General features: G+C 70.0%; 23 protein-coding genes. 8 read left to right on the top strand and 15 right to left on the bottom strand.

The window, feature by feature from the left end:
- Window positions 1-3: 3 nt before the first annotated feature.
- Genes ASC98_RS25860 through lptF form a run of 5 tightly spaced genes read right to left on the bottom strand, consistent with a single transcriptional unit; the run spans window position 4 to window position 4,841 of the window.
- A complete protein-coding gene (locus ASC98_RS25860; protein ID WP_056808844.1) occupies window positions 4-1,155 on the bottom strand; it encodes a pyridoxal phosphate-dependent aminotransferase in 1,152 nt (383 codons plus the stop codon).
- Between the two features lie 28 nt (window positions 1,156-1,183).
- Window positions 1,184-2,140 (bottom strand): CysB family HTH-type transcriptional regulator, encoded by a 957-nt coding sequence (locus ASC98_RS25855; protein WP_056808845.1) that lies wholly within the window; start codon window positions 2,138-2,140, stop codon window positions 1,184-1,186.
- A gap of 34 nt (window positions 2,141-2,174) precedes the next feature.
- Entirely contained in the window at window positions 2,175-2,561 is a 387-nt protein-coding gene (locus ASC98_RS25850) for a sirohydrochlorin chelatase (protein WP_056808846.1), read from the bottom strand.
- Complete coding sequence (gene lptG / locus ASC98_RS25845) at window positions 2,558-3,661, bottom strand: LPS export ABC transporter permease LptG (RefSeq protein WP_056808847.1); 1,104 nt, start codon at window positions 3,659-3,661, stop codon at window positions 2,558-2,560. Before lptG ends, ASC98_RS25850 begins: the two co-directional genes overlap by 4 nt.
- A 7-nt stretch (window positions 3,662-3,668) precedes the next feature.
- Complete coding sequence (lptF, locus tag ASC98_RS25840; protein WP_082542299.1) at window positions 3,669-4,841, bottom strand: LPS export ABC transporter permease LptF; 1,173 nt, start codon at window positions 4,839-4,841, stop codon at window positions 3,669-3,671.
- Window positions 4,842-4,867: 26 nt separating this feature from the next.
- Between lptF and ASC98_RS25835 the strand changes: the two genes are divergently transcribed.
- From ASC98_RS25835 to ASC98_RS25820, 4 genes are all read left to right on the top strand, one after another.
- The gene (locus tag ASC98_RS25835) at window positions 4,868-6,340 is read left to right on the top strand and encodes a leucyl aminopeptidase (protein WP_056808848.1); all 1,473 of its coding nucleotides are present in this window, start codon (window positions 4,868-4,870) and stop codon (window positions 6,338-6,340) included.
- A gap of 13 nt (window positions 6,341-6,353) precedes the next feature.
- The gene (locus tag ASC98_RS25830) at window positions 6,354-6,794 is read left to right on the top strand and encodes a DNA polymerase III subunit chi (protein ID WP_056808849.1); all 441 of its coding nucleotides are present in this window, start codon (window positions 6,354-6,356) and stop codon (window positions 6,792-6,794) included.
- An 85-nt stretch (window positions 6,795-6,879) separates the two neighbouring features.
- On the top strand, window positions 6,880-7,365 hold the full coding sequence (locus ASC98_RS25825) for a hypothetical protein (RefSeq protein WP_056808850.1): 486 nt from the start codon (window positions 6,880-6,882) through the stop codon (window positions 7,363-7,365).
- Between the two features lie 247 nt (window positions 7,366-7,612).
- Window positions 7,613-8,752: a branched-chain amino acid ABC transporter substrate-binding protein gene (locus ASC98_RS25820; RefSeq protein ID WP_056808851.1), complete on the top strand. Its 1,140-nt coding sequence runs from the start codon at window positions 7,613-7,615 to the stop codon at window positions 8,750-8,752.
- A gap of 111 nt (window positions 8,753-8,863) precedes the next feature.
- Here the strand turns inward: ASC98_RS25820 and ASC98_RS25815 are convergent, their stop codons facing one another.
- The gene (locus ASC98_RS25815) at window positions 8,864-9,094 is read right to left on the bottom strand and encodes a PIN domain-containing protein (RefSeq protein ID WP_056808852.1); all 231 of its coding nucleotides are present in this window, start codon (window positions 9,092-9,094) and stop codon (window positions 8,864-8,866) included.
- Between the two features lie 2 nt (window positions 9,095-9,096).
- Window positions 9,097-9,360, bottom strand: coding sequence for a hypothetical protein (locus tag ASC98_RS25810; protein WP_056808853.1), 264 nt, complete (start codon window positions 9,358-9,360; stop codon window positions 9,097-9,099).
- 138 nt (window positions 9,361-9,498) lie between these two features.
- On the opposite strand from ASC98_RS25810, the gene ASC98_RS25805 reads away from it, so the two are divergent.
- Entirely contained in the window at window positions 9,499-10,047 is a 549-nt protein-coding gene (locus ASC98_RS25805; RefSeq protein ID WP_056808854.1) for a Dps family protein, read from the top strand.
- A 53-nt stretch (window positions 10,048-10,100) separates the two neighbouring features.
- Window positions 10,101-10,736, top strand: a complete 636-nt coding sequence (locus tag ASC98_RS25800) for a YitT family protein (RefSeq protein ID WP_056808855.1) — start codon at window positions 10,101-10,103, stop codon at window positions 10,734-10,736.
- 11 nt (window positions 10,737-10,747) lie between these two features.
- Here ASC98_RS25800 and ASC98_RS25795 read toward each other — a convergent pair whose 3' ends face one another.
- From ASC98_RS25795 to ASC98_RS25760, 8 genes are all read right to left on the bottom strand, one after another.
- Complete coding sequence (locus ASC98_RS25795) at window positions 10,748-11,236, bottom strand: hypothetical protein (protein ID WP_056808856.1); 489 nt, start codon at window positions 11,234-11,236, stop codon at window positions 10,748-10,750.
- 52 nt (window positions 11,237-11,288) lie between these two features.
- Window positions 11,289-13,514: an acyl-CoA dehydrogenase gene (locus tag ASC98_RS25790; protein ID WP_056808857.1), complete on the bottom strand. Its 2,226-nt coding sequence runs from the start codon at window positions 13,512-13,514 to the stop codon at window positions 11,289-11,291.
- Between the two features lie 107 nt (window positions 13,515-13,621).
- Window positions 13,622-14,236: a hypothetical protein gene (locus ASC98_RS25785; protein WP_056808858.1), complete on the bottom strand. Its 615-nt coding sequence runs from the start codon at window positions 14,234-14,236 to the stop codon at window positions 13,622-13,624.
- Window positions 14,237-14,255: 19 nt separating this feature from the next.
- Window positions 14,256-15,236: a 2-dehydropantoate 2-reductase gene (locus ASC98_RS25780; protein WP_056808859.1), complete on the bottom strand. Its 981-nt coding sequence runs from the start codon at window positions 15,234-15,236 to the stop codon at window positions 14,256-14,258.
- 43 nt (window positions 15,237-15,279) lie between these two features.
- Window positions 15,280-15,540, bottom strand: a complete 261-nt coding sequence (locus ASC98_RS25775) for a hypothetical protein (RefSeq protein ID WP_157598274.1) — start codon at window positions 15,538-15,540, stop codon at window positions 15,280-15,282.
- A gap of 5 nt (window positions 15,541-15,545) precedes the next feature.
- A complete protein-coding gene (locus ASC98_RS25770) occupies window positions 15,546-15,824 on the bottom strand; it encodes a hypothetical protein (protein WP_056808861.1) in 279 nt (92 codons plus the stop codon).
- A gap of 101 nt (window positions 15,825-15,925) precedes the next feature.
- The gene (locus tag ASC98_RS25765) at window positions 15,926-17,263 is read right to left on the bottom strand and encodes an ATP-binding protein (RefSeq protein ID WP_056808862.1); all 1,338 of its coding nucleotides are present in this window, start codon (window positions 17,261-17,263) and stop codon (window positions 15,926-15,928) included.
- Window positions 17,260-17,922 (bottom strand): response regulator transcription factor, encoded by a 663-nt coding sequence (locus tag ASC98_RS25760; RefSeq protein ID WP_056808863.1) that lies wholly within the window; start codon window positions 17,920-17,922, stop codon window positions 17,260-17,262. Before ASC98_RS25760 ends, ASC98_RS25765 begins: the two co-directional genes overlap by 4 nt.
- Before the next feature lie 169 nt (window positions 17,923-18,091).
- Between ASC98_RS25760 and ASC98_RS25755 the strand changes: the two genes are divergently transcribed.
- Entirely contained in the window at window positions 18,092-18,616 is a 525-nt protein-coding gene (locus ASC98_RS25755) for a sigma-70 family RNA polymerase sigma factor (RefSeq protein ID WP_235581400.1), read from the top strand.
- 61 nt (window positions 18,617-18,677) lie between these two features.
- A complete protein-coding gene (locus ASC98_RS30860) occupies window positions 18,678-18,911 on the top strand; it encodes a DUF4880 domain-containing protein (RefSeq protein WP_056808864.1) in 234 nt (77 codons plus the stop codon).
- Window positions 18,912-18,970: the final 59 nt, after the last annotated feature.

The raw sequence follows: 18,970 nt of genomic DNA, 5'->3' as shown, positions 1-18,970 counted from the left end.
GGGCTACAGCTTCGCCAAGCGCTCCAGGGCAAGCTCCAGCGTCTCGTCCTTCTTCGCGAAGCAGAAGCGCGCGAGCTTCTGCTCGAAACCGCCGGCATAGAACACCGACACCGGGATCGCCGCGACGCCGATCTCGCTGGTCAGCCAGCGGCAGAAGCCTTCCTCGCCGAGCTCGCTGACCGCCGAATAGTCGACGCTCTGGAAATAGCTGCCCGCGCTCGGCAGCAGCTTCAGCCGCGTCGTCGCCAGGCCCGCGCGGAACAGGTCGCGCTTGCGCTGGTAGAACGCCGGCAGGTCGAGGTAGGGCGCCGGGTCGGCCATGTACGCGGCCAGCCCGTGCTGCACCGGCGTGTTGACGGTGAACACGTTGAACTGGTGCACCTTGCGGAACTCGGCCGTCAGCGGCGCCGGCGCCGCGACGTAGCCGACCTTCCAGCCGGTCACGTGGTAGGTCTTGCCGAAGCTCGAGACGATGAAGCCCCGCGCAGCCAGCTCGGGGTGGCGCGCGATGCTTTCATGCCGCTGTCCGTCGAACACCATGTGCTCGTAGACCTCGTCGGCGATCACGAACACGTCGGTCGGGCGCAGCAGCTCGGCCAGCTGCTGCATCTCGGCCGCGCTCCAGACGGTCGCGCTCGGGTTGTGCGGCGTGTTGACGATGATCGCGCGGGTGCGCGGCGTGAGCGCGGCGCGGATGCGTTCGAAATCGGGCCGGAACGTCCGCGGCGTCAACGGCACGTGAACCGCGGTGCCGCCGGCCAGCACGATGTTCGGCTCGTAGCTGTCGTAGCACGGGTCGAGCACGATCACCTCGTCGCCGGGGTGCACGATCGCGAGGATCGCGGTGATGATGGCCTGCGTCGCGCCGGCGGTGATGGTCACTTCGGTGCCGGGGTCGCAGGCGTGGCCGTACAGCGTGGCGATCTTCGCGGCCACCGCCTCGCGCAGCGCCGGCACGCCGGCCATCGGCGGGTACTGGTTCAGGCCGCGCTTCATCGCGCCGGTCACCGCGTCGAGCAGCTTCGGGTCGCCGTCGAAATCGGGGAAGCCCTGGCCGAGGTTGACGGCGCCGTGCTGCTGCGCCAGCGCCGACATCACGGTGAAGATGGTCGTGCCGACCTGCGGCAGGCGGCTTTCGAGGGTGGGGGTTCGCATGGTGGGCTCGTGGCTCGAAACTGGCGAATCAGAGTTGGTAGTCGTGGCCGGTGTCGGCCGCATCGCCGCTCATCGCGCGGGTGACCAGTCCGCGGTTCAGGCGGTCGGACAGCATCTCGGCGAACGCGTAGACGAAGTTTCTCAGATAGGCCCCGCGCTTGAACGCGACGCGGGTGACGTTGGCGCCGAACAGGTGGCCGACCGGGCGCGACACCAGGTCGCCGTTCGGCGGGTCGTCGCGCACCGCGATCTCGGCCAGCACGCCGATGCCCATGCCCAGGCGCACGTAGGTCTTGATGACGTCGGCGTCGATCGCCTCCAGCACGATGTTCGGCTTCAGCCGCCGCGCCGCGAAAGCCTGGTCGACCCGCGTGCGGCCGCTGAACGACGGGTGGTACGACACCAGCGGCTGCTGCGCCAGGTCTTCGAGCGTGATGCGTTCGAGCTGCGCGAGCGGGTGGCCGGCCGGCATCACCAGCGCGTGCTGCCATTCGTAGCAGGGCAGGCTGACGAGTTCGTCGTGCTCGGCGAGCGCCTCGGTCGCGATGCCGATGTCGGCCACTTCCTCGATCACCATCTGCGCCACCTGCGCCGGCGCGCCCTGGTGCAGGCTGATGTTGACCTTCGGGAAGCGCTTGCGCAGCTGCGACACCGGCTCCGGCAGGAAGTAGCGGGCCTGCGTGTGCGTGGTCGCGATCGACAGCGTGCCGGCGTCCTGCTTCGAGAACTCTTCGCCGATGCGCTTCAGGTTGCCGACCTCGCGCATGATCACCTCGATCGACTTCAGCACCTCGGCGCCCGGCTCGGTGACGCGGCGCAGCCGCTTGCCGTGGCGCGCGAAGATGTCGACGCCGAGCTCGTCCTCGAGTTCGAGGATGGCCTTGGAGATGCCGGGCTGCGAGGTGAACAGCGCCTTGGCCGTCTCGGTCAGGTTCAGGTTGCGGCGCACGGCCTCCTGGACGAACCGGAATTGGTGCAGGTTCATATTCCGTTGCAATCTGTGGATTGCACGGATTAAATCACTTCGTGTCTGTGGAAGCGATGATCAGTCGGCCGGCGGCGTCGGCCATCGCGGCGATCACCGGATCGAGTTCGCCGACGGCGGGGTGCAGTTGCCAGCGCACGCCGGCATGCGTGGCCGACAGGTCGTCGAGCAGTTCCGGCAGGTCCTTGCGGACATGGCCGCCGGCGCCGAGGAACAGCGGGAGCACGTCGACCCGCGTGCAGCCTTGTGCGGCCAGTTGGCGGCCGGCCTCGCGCAGGTCGGGCGCCATGAACTCGAGGAAGGCGAGGGCGACCGGCACGCCGGGATGCGCCGCTCGCACGCGCTGGGCCACGTCCTCGAACGGCAGCGCCCAGCGCGGGTCGCGGGCGCCGTGCGCGAACAGCAGCAGGCCGCGGGTCATCGGTAGCGCACCAGCCAGCTGAAGGCCGCCAGCGACAGCAGCAGGTAGATCGCGCTCGGCGTCGCCGCGACGATCCATGGCGTCCAGTTCTGCAGCAGCCCCAGGTGCGCCGCGACGTTGTTCAGCAGCACGAAGCTGATGCCCAGCATGATCCCGCCGAACACTTTCAGGCTGACGCCGCCGGCGCGCGCGTGCAGGTAGGCGAAGGGCAGCGCCAGCGCCACCATCACCAGGCAGGCGAGCGGGTACAGCGCGCGTTTCCAGAACTGGATCTCGTGGCGCTGCGCCGTCTGCTCGTTGTCGGACAGGTGGGTGATGTAGCGGAACAGCTCCAGCGTCGACATCGAGCCCTCGGGCAGCACCGCGGCCGCCACCACGTTGGCCGGCAGCGTGCTCGGCCAGGTGTAGACCGGCATCTGCTGCGAGTTGACCAGCCCGCCGGTCGCGGCATCGCGCCAGTCGGTCAGGTTCACGTCCTGCAGCATCCAGTTGTCGTCGCTGCCGACCCGCCCGCGCGCCGCACTGATCCGGCGCAGCAGCCGGCCGCTGCCGTCGGATTCGAAGATGCGGATGTTCAGCAGCTCGCCGCCGGCCGCGGCGCTGCCGACGTTGACCGAATACGAGCGCTCGCCGTCCGGCGTCACGCGGTGGTCTTTCAGCCAGGCGCCGGTGACGCCGAGGCTGAATCCGCCCTTGTAGCGCGCCTGCAGCTGCGCGGCGCCGCGCTCGCTGAGCGGCGCGAGGTAGTCGCCGACCACGAAGGTCAGCACGCCGAAGGCCATGCCGAGGCCGGTCAGCAGGAACAGCGCGCGGCCCGGGCCGAGCCCGCCGGTGCGCAGCACGGTGAACTCGGACGACTGCGCGAGCCGCGACAGCGCATAGATGGTGCCGATCAGCACCGCGATCGGCGACAACTCGTACAGGTGCCCGGGCAGCTCGAGCAGCGAGTACACCGCCGCGTGCAGCGCGGTGTAGGTCTTCGTGATGTCGGCCAGCTCGTCGACGAAGTCGATGAAAAAAAACAGCGACAGGAAGGCCACCGCGACGAAGGCCACCGACGAGACGATGTCGGCATAGAGCAGCCGGCGCACGGTTTTCATCGGAGACTCATTTCTTGCAGGCCTCCTGCATGCGCTGCTTCAGACCACCCTTGCCGCCGCTCTTGCCGCCGCTCTTGCCGCTGTCATCGGCGCCGTGGCCGGTGTGCCGACGCAGGCTCCAGTGGGTGCCGTTGTCGCGCCACCAGAGCAGCGCGATCGCCAGCAGCAGCACGCCGCCGTGCATCGTGACCAGGATCGCGCCCATGCCGGCCTTGCCGCCGGCCACCCAGGCCTGCGACAGGTTGATCAGGTTGTAGTAGACGACGAAGCTCAGCAGCGCGAACAGCAGGTTCCAGTTGCTGGCGCGCCGCGGCTGCGTGGCCGACAGCCCGATCGCCAGCAGCAGCAGGTTGGCCGCGCCGAGCGTCAGGCCGAGCCGCCAGGTGAGCTCGCCCTGCGCGGCCGGCGTCGGCTCGCTCATCAGGTCGATGGTGGGACGCGCCTTCGGCGGCGGCGCGTCCGCGCTGCTCAGCACGCGGTCGCCGGCCTGCACCTTGTAGGTCTCGAAGCGCGCCAGCGTCTTGTCGCCGCTGCGCAGGTTCTGCTCGTTCTGCTGGCCGCTGTCGAGCACCAGGAAGCGGTCGTCGTCGGTGTTCTCGATGTGCCCGCTGCGCGCCGACGTGACCGATTCCTTGTCGGCCTGCGCGGTCAGGATGAAGACGTTGCGGCCGGTGCGGCCGTCTTCGCTGTCGCGCTCGATGAAGAAGGTGCGGCGACCGTCGCGCGACGACTGGAACTGGCCCGGCGTGACACGCGACAGGTCGGAGCGCCGCTCGAAGCGCTCGCGCAGCTCGGCGCTGCGCGCGTTCATCCACGGCCACACGAAGAGCGCGAGCAGCGCCACCACCAGCAGCACCGGCCAGCTGACGCGCAGCACCGGCCGCACGAAGCGCGACAGGCCGATGCCGCTGGCGAACCAGATCGCCATCTCGCTGTCGCGGTACATGCGGGTGATGGTGGAGACGGTGGCGATGAACAGCGACAGGCTCAGCATCGTCGGCAGCTGGGCGAGCGCCACGTAGCCGAGCAGCAGCACCACATCCTGCGGGGCGACGCGGCCCAGCGCGGCCTGGCCCAGCGTGCGGATCAGCATCATCGTCAGCACGATGGTGAGGATCACCACCAGCGTGGCGCCGAATGTGCGGGCGAGGTCTCGCCGCAGGGAGGAATCGAATAACATCGTTGGATTCTGGACTGGCTCGCATTATGGACTTCAAGCATCAGGTTTCTTCTTCCGGCAGCCTGGCTGCCCTGCAGGCCGACGCACTGCTCGTCATCGTCGATGCCTCCGCCGGCGGCAACACCGTCGACTCGGCGCTCGACGCGAAGCTCGCGGCCCCGATCAACGAAGCGATCGCCCAGGGCGACTTCGCACTGAAGGCCGGGCGCGCGCTGTACCTGCACCGCGTGGCCGGCGTCAAGGCGCCCCGCGTGGTGGTGGCCGCGGCTGCGTCCAGCACCGCGAAGGCCTTCAAGACCGCGGTCGCGAACGGGCTGGCCCAGCTGAAGGGCGGCGGCGCGAAGCACGTGGCCGTCGCGCTGGCCTCGGCCGGCGACCTCGGCGCCGCGCACGCACAGGCGCTGGTCGCCGCGGCCGGCGATGCCACCTACCTGTACCGCCACACCAAGCCCAGCGCCCCGGCCGCATCGCCCATCGCGAAGCTCACGCTGGTGTGCGACAAGGCGCAGGCCAAGGCGGTGCAATCGGGCCTGGCGGTCGGCGAGGCGATCGGTGCCGGCGTCGAACTGGCGCGCGAATGCGCCAACCGGCCGGGCAACCACTGCACGCCCACCTTCCTCGCCGAGCAGGCGAAGAAGCTCGCGAAGGACCATGGCCTGAAGGTCGAGGTGCTGGACCGCAAGGCGGTCGAGAAGCTCGGCATGGGCTCGTTCCTCGCGGTCGCCCAGGGCTCCGACGAGCCGCTGCGCTTCATCATCGCGCGCTACGAAGGTGCGGCCAAGACGCAGGCGCCGATCGTGCTGGTCGGCAAAGGCATCACCTTCGACACCGGCGGCATCTCGATCAAGCCGGCCGCCGAGATGGACGAGATGAAGTACGACATGGGCGGCGCCGCGAGCGTGCTCGGCACGCTGCGCGCGGTGGCCGAACTGAAGCCGAAGCTGAACCTGATCGGCATCATCCCGTCGTGCGAGAACATGCCGAGCGGCCGGGCGGTGAAGCCGGGCGACGTCGTCACCAGCATGTCGGGCCAGACGATCGAGATCCTGAACACCGACGCCGAAGGCCGGCTGATCCTGTGCGATGCGCTGACCTACGCCGAGCGCTTCAAGCCGGCGGTGGTGGTCGACATCGCGACGCTGACCGGTGCCTGCGTGATCGCGCTCGGCCACCACAACTCGGGCCTGTTCACTGCCGACGACGCGCTGGCAGCCGACCTGCTCGCGGCCGGCCAGAGCGCGCTCGACCCGGCCTGGCGCATGCCGCTGGACGAGGAGTACGACGACGCGCTGAAGAGCAACTTCGCCGACATGGGCAACGTCGGCCCGCGCGCCGGCGGCGCGATCACCGCGGCGATGTTCCTGCGCCGCTTTACCGCCAAGTACCGCTGGGCCCACCTCGACATCGCCGGCACCGCCTGGAAGTCGGGCGCGGCCAAGGGCGCGACCGGCCGGCCGGTGCCGCTGCTGACGCAGTTCGTGCTGTCGCAGGCCAAGTAACACCAGCCAGGCGATGACAGAGGTCAGCTTCCACTTCAACGTGCCGGATCGGCTGTCGTACGCGTGCAGGTTGCTGCGCAAGGCGACTCGCCGCGGTGCACGGGTGGTGGTCGCAGGCCCCGCGCCGGTGCTTGGGCGCCTCGACAAGCAGCTGTGGGTGTTCGAGCCGACCGATTTCGTGCCCCATGTGCATGCACGCGCCGGCCAGCCGATCGCGCCGCGGCTCGCGCCGACGCCGGTGTGGCTGGTCGAGCGCCTGGCCGATGCACCGCACCATGACGTGCTGCTGAACCTCGGTGAAGAAACTGCCGAGGGCTTCGAGAGCTTTGCGCGCGTGATCGAGCTGGTCTCGCGCGACGGCGACGACCGCCCGTCGGGCCGCGCGCGCTGGAAGCACTACGCCGACCGCGGCTACCCGATCGTCCGGCACGACGTGGCGCAGGAGGGCGAATGAAGCGGGCCGAGCGCCGGGCCGTTCCCAAGGCGGCCCGCATCCCCTCGGGGGATCGGGTCATGTACTCGTGGACCGAGGGGCTGTCATGAGCACCACCCCGCGCCAGCAGCCGCACCGCCTGCCGGTGCTGACCGAGGTCGTGCCGAGCGCCCGCAGCGCGCCGCCGCCGGTCGCCGAGGTGGTCGAGCCGCCGCCGCCGCGCGCACCTGTCGCACCGGCGCCGATGGCGCCACCGGCGTTCGCAGCCACCGCGCCGTCGGCCCTGTCGCCGCTGCCGCCTCCGCCGGCCCCGCGTGCCGCGACCCACACGGCGGCCCCGACGGCCGCCCCGGCAGCGGCACCGGTCGCGCCCCCGCTCAGCGAAGAAGCCATCGTGCAACGCGTGCTGACCGACGTGCAGCGCCAGCTCGACCTCGTCTTCGAATACAAGCTGCGCGAGCTGCTGACGCCGGCGCTCGCGCGCATCGCCGATTCGCTGATCCGCGACACCCGCAACGAGCTCGCGACGACGCTGCGCGAGGTGGTCACCCGCGCGGTCGCGCAGGAACTGCATCGCAACCGCGGCCGTTGATGTCGGGCGTGCCGTTGCCTGCTCCGCGGCAAGGCCCTAGTTGGAAACCCTATCAACGCGGCCCGGTTCTTGCTCGTTGAGTCGCCATGCCCAGCGAGCCCAACCCCCTGTCCCTGCTGAGGACATCGCGCAACGAGCCCCGAGGATTCCCGCAATGGAGGCGGTTTTTTTTGGGGTAACGTTGCGCCCGCTGAGGCTGACTCCTCACTCGTTATTCCAGTCTTTTTCAAACCCCGGAGGTTTTTGAATGCAATACAAACTCAATGTCCTGGTCGCCGCCGCCGTGACCCTGTTCGCCGGTGCGGTGTCCGCCCAGGAAGTCGTGAAGATCGGTCACGTCGCCCCGACCAGCGGCGGCATTGCCCACCTCGGCAAGGACAACGAGAACGGCGCGCGCATGGCCATCGACGAACTGAACGCCAAGGGCGTGACGATCGGCGGCAAGAAGGTCAAGCTCGAGCTGCAGGCTGAAGACGATGCCGGCGATCCGAAGCAAGGCACCGCGGTCGCCCAGAAGCTGGTCGACTCCAAGGTCAACGGCGTGATCGGCCACCTGAACTCGGGCACGTCGATCCCGGCCTCCAAGGTCTACAGCGACGCCGGCATCCCGCAGATCAGCCCGTCGGCCACCAACCCCAAGTTCACCCGCAACGGCTACAAGACCACGTTCCGCGTGGTGGCTGACGACGTGCACCTGGGTGGCACGCTGGGCCGCTATGCCGTCAAGGAACTGAAGGGCAAGTCGATCGCCGTCATCGACGACCGCACCGCCTACGGCCAGGGCGTCGCCGACGAATTCGAAAAGGGCGTCAAGGGCGCGGGCGGCACGACCGTCTCGCACCAGTTCACGACCGACAAGGCGACCGACTTCACCGCGATCCTGACCCAGATCAAGTCGAAGAAGCCGGACGTCGTGTTCTACGGCGGCATGGACGCCGTGGCCGGCCCGATGATCCGCCAGATGAAGCAACTGGGCATCGACGCCAAGTTCATGGGCGGCGACGGCATCTGCTCGGGCGAACTGCCGAAGCTGGCCGCCGGCGCGATGGGCGACGGCCAGGTGGTCTGCGCCGAAGCCGGTGGTGTCGAAGGCACGCAGAAGGTCGGCATGGACAAGTTCCGTGACGACTACAAGAAGAAGTTCGGCACCGAGGTGCAGATCTATTCGCCGTACGTCTACGACGCTGTCAACGTGATGGTCGCCGCGATGGTCAAGGCCGGCTCCGCCGACCCGGCCAAGTACCTGCCGGTGCTGGCCAAGACCGACGGCTACAAGGGCGTGACGGGCACGATCTCGTTCGACGAGAAGGGCGACGTCAAGAACGGCGCGCTGACGCTGTACACCTACAAGGGTGAAAAGCGCGAGCAGATCGCCGTCGTGCGCTGATCGGTCTTCCGTTCATTGCCAGACGTTCGATCGTCAGAGAAGGGACGCCGCGAGGCGTCCCTTTTTTTTACACCGGCGCGTCCGGCGGTGCCATTGCGGACCTCAGGAATTTCAGATCGCGAAGCCTTCGATGAGCAAATGTGGAACGGCAGCGAAGTGCTTGACGTTGCCAGTCAACACGGGTTGTCCGTGCTCCAGCGCTGTTGCGGCAATCAATGCGTCCCCCATCTGCAACCCATGGCTGAGGACCAGTGATTCCATCAGAGCGGTTGCACGTCGCGTGATCGGTTCGGTGATGGGAAGGATGGTGGCTTGGCGATGCACATCGGTGTCGACCAGCATGGTCAGGGCTGGTTGCGCGAGCCATCCCGGTTGTAGCGCGGAGCGCGCAGCTGGCGAACATGTTCTTCGACGTCTTGCATGTCCTGACGGTCGCGCCAGATCCCGAATGCCGGGTCGTCGGTGACGAACCCATCCTCGGGCGCGGTCGTGTGGGTCGCCTCCTCGATGCGGACGGTCACCGTGGCGTGCACCGGCTGGGTGAGCCGGGCTCTCCACTCTGCGGGGAGATCGGCAACAGGCACATGTTCGATCACGATGGCGTTCATTCGGGTCTTCCTCTCGCAGCGCCGCGGGCCTGGGTGAGCCGGCAGTGGCGTCGAAGATAGCATGCCTGCCCCCTCCGGACGAGGCGGCCCTCGCAGCTCAGGGCTATGCTGCAAGTCCCACTCCCGGAGGAATCCCCGATGAAGAAAAAGGCCCCGACCCCCGCGCGCAGCGCCAAGGAACGCCAGCGCGCGCCGCTGGTCACGCCGACCGACCTGAAGGCGGGCGCCACACGCGACATCGCCGCCGCGATGAACGGCATCCTGGCCGACGTGTTCGCGCTGTACCTGAAGACCAAGAACTTCCACTGGCACATGAGCGGGCCGCACTTCCGCGACTACCACGTGATGCTCGACGAGCAGGCCGACCAGCTCTACGCGATGACCGACCCGATCGCCGAACGCGTGCGCAAGGTCGGCGGCACCACGCTGCGCTCGATCGGCCACATCGCGCGCTCGCAGCGCATCCTCGACAACGATGCCGACTACGTCGAGCCGTCGGACATGCTGGCCGAGCTGCGCGAGGACAACAAGACGCTGGTCGCCGCGCTGCGCCAGGCCCACAACGTCTGCGACGAACACGACGACATCGCGACCGCCAGCCTGATCGAGGTCTGGATCGACGAGAGCGAGCGCCGCACGTGGTTCCTGTTCGAGGCCGGCCGCTCGGGCGACAGCGGCGGGCACTGACGCGCGCGCAGCCCGCGGCCGATCGCGGCACGCTTCGTGCAACATCCGGGGCCATGAGCATCCCCAGCGCCCCCGTCCACGCCGAGCCGCCGCCGGTCCAGCGCCACACGCCGTTCGAAGACGCGCAGGCGATCTTCACCGGCACGCTGTTCGTCTCGCTGGCGCTGATCCTGTTCGCGCAGGCCGGGCTGCTCACCGGCGGCACCGCCGGCGTGGCCTTCGTGCTGCACTACGCGACCGGCATCGGCCTGGGCAAGCTGTTCTTCGCGATCAACCTGCCGTTCTACTGGTTCGCGTGGCGGCGCATGGGCCGCGAGTTCACGCTGAAGACCTTCGTCGCGATCACGCTGCTGTCGCTGATGACGGAATGGTCGCCGCAGCTGTTCGCGATCGAGCGGCTGCACCCGGCGTACGCGGCAGTGCTGGGCGGGCTGCTGCTCGGTTCGGGTTGCCTGTTCCTGGCCCGACACCGCGCCAGCCTGGGCGGCGCCACCATCGTGTCGCTGTACCTGCAGCAATCGCGCGGCTGGCGGGCGGGCAAGGTGCAGATGGTCGTCGACTGCAGCGTCGTGCTGCTCGCGCTGACGGTGGTCGACCCGGCGCGGGTCGCGTGGTCGGTGCTTGCGGCCGTCGTGATGAACCTGTTCATCGCGGTCAACCACAAGCCGGGGCGCTACGCGGTCCTCTGACCGACCTCCGGTCAGCGGTGCGTCTCGCGGTCGAGCCCGCGGTCGGGCGACTCGAAATGCTGCTGCTGGCCCGGCTGCGGCTCCACCAGCTCCTCGATGATCAGCCGCCCGAACTTCTGCGCCCGCACCGCGTTGTGCTGGACGGCCACCTGCGTGATCAGCTCCTCGTGGTCGCTCTTCGGCCACAGCACGACCACGTAGCCGTGCCCCTGCTCGGCGAGCGCGAGGTGGGTCTTCAGCAGGTTCATGTCCTGGCCGATCGAGGCCAGCGGCCCGGCATGGTCGATGTTGGTCTGCATCTGCCGTCTCATCTGCTGCGGCGAGAACACCAGCAGCTCGCTTTCCTGGAAGCCGGCGTCGAGCAGCGCATTCAGCGCGCCCTGCAGGTCGTCGGCCTGCCGGAAGGCGATGAAGATCTTGTTCTCCGGCGGCAACACGCCGTCGCTGCGGATCGGGTTCTCGACGGCGTTCGGGATGTCCTTGTGGATGGTCGGGCTCATTGGAATACCTCCGTGCTGCGCATTGCGATAGGTGACCTGGGGGCGGCCCGTCTCATGGCACCTCCACAGGGTCGGGCACCGCGACGGCGGCGGCGGGCGAGGGAACACGGGGAGCGGACGGTGCCGGCCTGGCAGGCCCGGGGAAGTCGTCGACGCGGATCACCTTCGCGGCGGCGCGCAGGTAGGCGAGCGCCGCGCCGGGATTGCGCGAATGGCTGGCCACGTCTTCCAGCGAAGGGTTGTGGCGCAGCGCCTGGTTCAGTTGCGCGGCCTCGTCGCCGAGGGCGCGCGCCTGGTCGAGCGCGTCCTTCAGGTCGCGCAGGCCGCCGGAGCGCGGCGTGCCGACGTCGATGCACAGGCGTGCCAGCACCGCCGGCTCGTCGCGCAGCGATTCGGCCAGCGCCACCAGGTCGTGGTCGCGCAGCGGCGCCAGGTGCCGCGTGCCGCTCAGCAGCAGCGGCGCCAGCATGCGCAGCGCGCCCGACGGCAGGTTGGCGTACAGGTCGCGCAGCGTCGCGGCCGCCTGGTCGAGCTGCACGCGGATCGCGGCGCGCGCAATCGGCAGCAGCGCCGGGTCGGCCTCCTGCTCGTAGCGCCAGACGCTGGCCGACGCGAGGTACAGGTTCGACAGCACGTCGCCCAGCCGCGCCGACAGCAGTTCCATGCGCTTCAGCTTGCCGCCGAGCAGCCCCATCGCCAGGTCGGCGGTCAACGCGTACTTGGCCGACACCCGGGCGATCAGCTGCGCTTCCTTCTGCAGGCCCTTCGGCACGCGGCCCTGCAGCGGGGCCCCGGTCAGGCTCGACCACAGGTTGCGAAGCACATGCCGGCCGTGGGCCAGCAGCGCGGCGCCCAGCGCCTGGGCGTCATCGGCCTGCACCGCGGCCATCTCGTCCAGCACATGCGGGTGGCAACGCACGGCGCCCTGGCCGAAGATGATCAGCGAGCGCGTCAGGATGTTGGCGCCTTCCACCGTGATCGCGATCGGCGCCTGCCGGTACGCGGCGCCCAGCAGGTTGCTCGGGCCGGAGATGATGCCCTTGCCGCCAAGCACGTCCATGCCGTGCACCACCGCGCGCCGGCCGGCTTCCGTCAGGTGCACCTTCAGGATCGCGCTGGCGACGCTCGGACGCTGGCCGGCATCGAGCGCGGCGGCGGTGTAGCGGCGCGCGGCGTCGGTGGCGTACAGGTCGGCGGCGGTGCGGGCCAGCAGTGCGGCGATGGCATGGAACTTCGCGATCGGCAGCCCGAACTGTTCGCGGATCTGGCCGTAGCCGTTCATCACGAACAGCGCGGTCTGCTGCATCGCGGCGCCCATGGCCGGCAGCGAGATCGCGCGGCCGGCGGCCAGGCATTCCATCAGCATGCGCCAGCCCTGGCCGACCTGCTGCTCGCCGCCGATCACCCAGTCCATCGGCACGAACACGTTCTCGCCGCGCACCGGGCCGTTCATGAAGGCGGAATCCATCGGTCGGTGGCGGCGCCCGATCTCCATGCCCGGTGTCGGCACCGGCAGCAGCGCGCAGGTGATGCCGAGCTCCTGTTCGCCGTCGGGCCGCGTCAGGTCGACCGCCTGGAAGGCCAGCCCGACCACCGTTGCCACCGGGGCGAGCGTGATGTAGCGCTTGTCGAAGGTGACGCTGAAGCCGCGCACGCGCCGGCCGTCGATCACGCGCTCGGTCAGCACGCCGCGGTCGGGGATCGACGCGGCGTCGGAGCCGGCATAGGGCGAGGTCAATCCGAAGCACGGCAGCTCGCGGCCGTCGGCCAGGCGTTCGAGGTAGTGGGCCTTCTGCGCGTCGGTCCCGTAGCGCAGCAGCAGCTCGGCCGGCCCGAGCGAGTTCGGCACCATCACCGTGACGGCCGCCGCCACGTTCACGCTCGCGATGCGCGCCACCACGGTGGCATGGGCATGGTGGCTGAAGCCGAGCCCGCCCTGTTCAGTCGGGATGATCATCCCGAAGAAGCGGTGCCGTCGCAGGTGCTGCCAGACCGCGGCGGGCAGGTCGCCTTCGGTGTCGATCGCGAACTCGTCGAGCATGCCGATCAGGTCGCGCACCGGACCGTCGAGGAAGGCGTGCTCGGCCGGCGTCAGCCGGTTCGGCGGGATCGCCAGCAGCGCGTCGAAATCCGGCCGGCCGGCGAACAGCTGTCCCTCGAACCCCACGGTGCCGGCCTCGAGCGCGGCCCGTTCGGTGTCGCCCATCGCGGGCAGCGCCTTGCGGAAGAACGGCATCGCCGTGCGGCCGAGCCAGCGCTGGAAGGAGGTCAGGCCCATCGAGGGTCTCCGTGCAGATCAGATACTGCATCGTCGAGCCTGGGTGCATCGGAATCTGCCGGACGACATCGGCTTGGCGAGTCGGACAGCGCTCACACGGCCGGCCGCTACATCGGCGGCGCGACCCCGTTGCGTCCCGCGATCGCCCGCAGCGCCACCGGCTTGCCGTCGCGCAGCTGTGCGGTGACCAGCACCTTCGCGCCCGGCACCAGCAGCGCGCGGTCGCCCGGCTTCACGGTGACGACCGGCACGCCTTCGGGCACCAGCACCGTCTTCTCGCCGTCCTTGTAGCGCAGCCGCAGCGTGCGGCCCTTGGCCTGGCCGACGACGTCGGCGACGGTCGCATTCGTCATCGTGCTGCCCGGCTGCAGGTCCCATGGGTAGTGGCCTTCGTTGCTGCCGCGCGCCTGTTCGGGGAACACCAGCACCTCCAGCGCCTGCAGCGTGCCGTCGGCCTGCGGCATCGCCGCGGTGCCGATGTAGCTGCCGGCGGCGATGCCGGACAGCTCGGTCGGCACCACCTCGTTGACGCCGAAGCTGTCGGCCAGCGCCAGCCGCAGCAGCTCGCCGCTGCGTTCCTTCATCACCAGCGTGGTGTTGTCGAAGGATTCGACGGTGCCGCGTAGGCGCTGCGTCGGGGCCGGGGTCGGGGTCTGCGCGTGGGCGACCGTGACGGCCAGCGCCAGCAGTGCGGCGCCGAGGAAGCGGGGAAGGTGGGTCATGACGGTGTCCGGTCGGGGGTTACTGGGGGTACAGCCCGCGCACGCGCCCGAACAGCCGCGTCATCCCGAGCAGCGCATCGATGTTCGGCGTCGCGAGCCCGAGGCGCTGCGCGATCTCGCGCACCGCGCCGACCAGCGCATCGAGCTCGATGCCCCGGCCGGCTTCGACGTCCTGCAGCATCGAGGTCTTGAACGCGCCGAGCTTGCGCGTGACCTGTTGGCGGTCTTCGGGGGTCTGCGCGATCGCGCAGCCGATGCGTTCGCCGATGGCCGAGGCCTCGCGCATCGTGTTCGCGCAGAAGGTCAGCAGCAGCGGGTCGTCGAGCACGCGGTCGACGGTGGCGCCGGTGATCGCCGACACCGGGTTCATCGTCATGTTGCCCCACAGCTTGTACCAGATGTCCTGGCGCACGGCGGCCGACACGGTGACGTCGAAGCCGGCCTGCGCGAGCAGTGCGCCGATCTCCTTCGCACGGGCCGATTCGCCGCCGCCGGGCTCGCCGACGATCAGCCCCCGGCCCATCTTGTGCTCGACCAGGCCGGGCTCCGGGCTGGTGGTGGCGGCATGCACGACGCAGCCGAGCACCTGCCGGTGCGGGATCTTCGCGGCAATGCGGCCGCCGGGGTCGACGCTCTCGAGCGGCGCGTCGCCGATCGCCGCGATGCCGCGACCGAACCACCACGGCACGCCGTTCATCGCCGGCAGCACGACGGTGTGCGGTGCCAGCAGCGGCGCGAGCTGGTCGGCCACCGCGGCGAGTGCCGGGCCCTTGACGGCGATGACGACCAGGTCCTGCGGGCCGAGTTCGGCCGAGTCGGCGGTCGCGTGCACCGCGCCGGTGATCAACTGCCCGCCTTGCTGCAGCCGCCAGCCGTGCTCGCGCAGCGACTGCAGCGTCGCGCCGCGCGCCACCGCGCTGACCTGCGCGCTGGTGCAGGCCGCGAGCCGCGCGCCGATGAATCCGCCGATCGCGCCGGCCCCGTAGATGCACACCTTCATCGCTGCCCCCTGTCTGCAAGAGGGGGCATTCTGCGACAGCGCGCTACTTGCGCGTCTTCGGGGGTTTTGCGCTGCGCTTGTCGGCGGCGGGCATCGCCAGCTGCTTCGCGATGCCGGCGTGGAAACGCTCGATCTCGTCGGTGGTGGCGAGCGACGCGGGCAGTTCGAGCTCGACGCGGTGCAGCGTCTGCGCCGGCCCGGCGCGCAGCATTGCGACCGGCCCGACGCGGCGCGAGCCGGCCGGCAGGTCGACCTGGACGCCGACCACGCGGCCGGCCTCGGTGATCACGGTGGCGGTGTGCATGGCGTTCAGCTCCATTCGGCGATGCTGAGGTTGTAGTGGATCGCCGCGGCGCCGGCGTTGCGGATGTTCACGGTGTAGTGGATGCCGTCGGTTTCACCGTTCGAGCGCGCGACGACGCCCTGGCTGACCGTGACCAGTTCGACGTTGAGCTGCGGTTCCTGGATGTTGGGCGCCGCGACCGCGACGCCGACATCGCGGCCGAAGCCGTCGAACACGTATTCCCAGTGGTGCGTGCCCCCGGGGGCGAGGGTCACGATGCCACCGACGTTGCGGTACAGGGCCATGCGGGTGCTCCGATGAGGCAATGAGGAGTTGCCACGGTAGCGGCGCCAGCCGCCGCGTCCATACCGAAAGTGGAGGACGCCGCCCGCCACCCCCCACGTTTTCAGGAGGCGGGCAAGCCGTCCTTGCAGCGGTCCTGCCGGTACTCGAAGCGCAGTCCGCCGGCCGGTGCGTTGCCCAGCGCGATCTGCCCGCCCAGCCGCTGCGCGATGCCGCGCGCGATCGACAGCCCCAGCCCGCTGCCGGTCGGCTGCGTGCCGACCACCCGGTAGAACGCGTCGAACACCCGCTCGCGCTGGTCCGGCGGAATGCCGGGGCCGGTGTCGTCGACGCGCAGCAGCGCCTGGGCGCCGTCGCGCTCGATGCTGACGTCGACGCGTCCGCCAGGCGGCGTGTAGCGCACCGCGTTGTCGACCGCGTTGCGCACCAGCGTGTGCAGGTCGACCGGCGTGCCGGCGACCTGCACCGCATCGAGCCGCGTGACGCCCAGGTCGACGTTGCCGGCCTCGGCCATCGCGACCAGGTCGGACACCACCTCGCGCACCACCTCGTGCAGCGCGACCGGCGGCTGCGGCACGGCGTCGCCCGCGGGCCGGGCCTGTGCCCGCGCGAGCGACAGCAGCTGCTCCAGCAGCGCGCGCGAACGCGACAGCCCTTCGCGCAGCGGCACGAAGCGCCGGCGCGCCTCGGGCGACATCTCGGCATGCTCCAGGTTCTCGGCCTGCACCGTCAGCGCGGTGATCGGCGAGCGCAGTTCGTGCGCCGCATCGGCGATGAAGCGGCGCTGCTGTTCGAGCGATTCGGTCAGTCGGCGCAGCAGCGCGTTGATCGACGTGACGAAGGGCCGCACCTCGTCGGGCATCGCGCCGGCCGGCACGTCGACCAGCGCCGCATCGCCCTGCCGGTCGAGTTGGCGGGATGCCTGCGCGATCGGCCGCAGCGTGCTGCGGATCACCACGCGGACCAGCAGCGCCACCACCGGCAGCAGCGCGACCAGCGGCACCAGCGTGGCCAGCGCGCTGTCTTGCGCGATGTCGTCGCGCCGGTCGGTGCGCTGCGCGACGATGAAGCGGCGTCCGTCCGGCAGGTGGGCCAGCAGCATGCGCCACGGGCGGCCGTCGGCGACGTGGGTGTCCAGGCCGTCGGGCAGGTCGGGCGGCAGCCGGCCGATGCCGATCACCCGCGGCTGGCCGGCCACCGTGTCGACCAGCTCCACGACGACGCTCGGCTGCGGCGCGCCGGTGGCAGCCACCGGCTCCACCGGGTTGATCGCGAGCTGGCCGGCCAGCACCAGCGCGGCGGTCTGCTCCAGCAGGTCGTCCTGCAGCTCGTTGGCCTCGTGCAGCGCCCAGAAGAACGACACCGCGCCGGCCGCGACCGCGGTGGCCAGCAGCAGCACGGCCATCCACAGCGACAGGCGGAACTGCAGCGAGTTCTTCATCCGCCGCGGTCCACGCGCCAGCCGACGCCGCGCACGTTGCGGATCACGGTGGGCCCAAGCTTGCGGCGGATGCCGTGGATCAGCACCTCGACGGTGTTGCTCTCGATCTCCTCGTTCCAGCCGTAGATGCGCTCCTCGAGCTCCTGGCGCGACAGGATCGCGCCGGGCCGCACCAGCAGCGCCTGCAGCAGCGTGAACTCGCGGCCCGACAGCGTGGCGGCGTGGCCTTCGAAGCGGACGTCGCGCGTCACCGGGTCGAGCGTGATCGCGCCGTTGGTCAGCAGCGGCGAGGCCGAGCCGCCTTGCCGGCGCACCACCGCGCGCATGCGGGCGAGCAGCTCCTGCACGTCGAACGGCTTCAGCACGTAGTCGTCGGCGCCGAGGTCGAGGCCGGCGATGCGGTCCTCGACCTCGTCGCGCGCGGTGACGATCAGGATCGGCACATGCGCATTGCGCGCGCGCAGCTGGCGCAGCACGTCGATGCCGTCGCGCAGCGGCAGCCCGAGGTCGAGCAGCACGAGGTCGTAGGCCTGCGCGAGCGCGGCGGCCAGCGCCTGCTCGCCGTCGGTGGCCCAGTCGACCGCATAGGCGGCGTCGGACAGGGCCTGCTGCACGGCCGCGCCGATCATCCGGTCGTCTTCCACCAGCAATACGCGCATCGGTTGGTTTCCGCAGGATTGGCCCGAGGGCTTCGCGTCAGGAACGAGGTTCGCATTCTGGATCAAGCCCCCGACAGGCCGCCGCAAGGTCATTCGAAGGCGCTTGACGCAGGCCAAGAAAATAAGAATCATTCTCAACAAACAGCGAAATCATCAGGGGGTAGCGCGCGTGTCGATCACCAACCAAGAGCCCGTCGGGCTGGGCGGAGCTTTCCTGGCCCACCGGGCCAAGCTGCAGGGCCTGGCCCACAAGATCACCGGCCGGCGCGAGCTGGCCGAAGACGTGGTGCAGGAGGCCTTCCTGAAGCTCTCCGACGTGGCGCCCGGCCTGCCGGTGCAGCAGCCGATCGGCTACTGCTTCCAGGTGGTGCGCAACCTGGCGATCGACTGCCGGCGCCGCATGATGCTCGAGGCCGGCGTGTTCGCCGAGGGCGAGAGCGGCGAGCACATTGCCGCGCCGCAGGGCACGCCGGAGCAGTACGCGATCAGCCGGCAGAACCTGGTGATCGTCGACGAGGCGCTCGGCCGGCTGCCGGCGCGCACGCGCCAGGCCTTCGAGCTGTACCGCGTGGGCGGCCTGACGCAGCGCGCGATCGGCGAGCGGCTGGGCGTGTCGGCGGCGCTGGTCAACACGATGATCCGCGATGCGGTCCAGGCCCTCACGCGCTGCCGGCACGTGCTCGAAGCCGAGTGAGGCCCTCCTAGAATCGGCGGTTTCCACAGCCAGCCCGCGCGCATCCGCGCGCCGCCCGCCGATGAGCTCCGACCAGGACCGTGAAGACCCCGCGCAGGAGCTCGCGATGCAGGCGGCCTGGGAGTGGGTGATGAAGGCGCACGAGCAGCCGCTGGGCGATGTGGAGCTCGATGCCTTGAACCGCTGGCTCGATGCCGACCCGCGGCACCGCACGGCCCATGCACAGGCGTCGCGGCTGTGGCTGCTGAGCGGGCTGGTGCCGCCGGCGCACGACGACGACGGGTTGCCGCACTGACGGCTCCCCAGTCGGCCTGAGCTTGGCGAAGGGTCGGTTCGCATCGAACCAGGGCTTCG

Source organism: Rhizobacter sp. Root1238 (assembly GCF_001425825.1).
Taxonomy (GTDB): domain Bacteria; phylum Pseudomonadota; class Gammaproteobacteria; order Burkholderiales; family Burkholderiaceae_C; genus Rhizobacter.
This window is presented reverse-complemented; position numbering and strand designations above follow the sequence as displayed.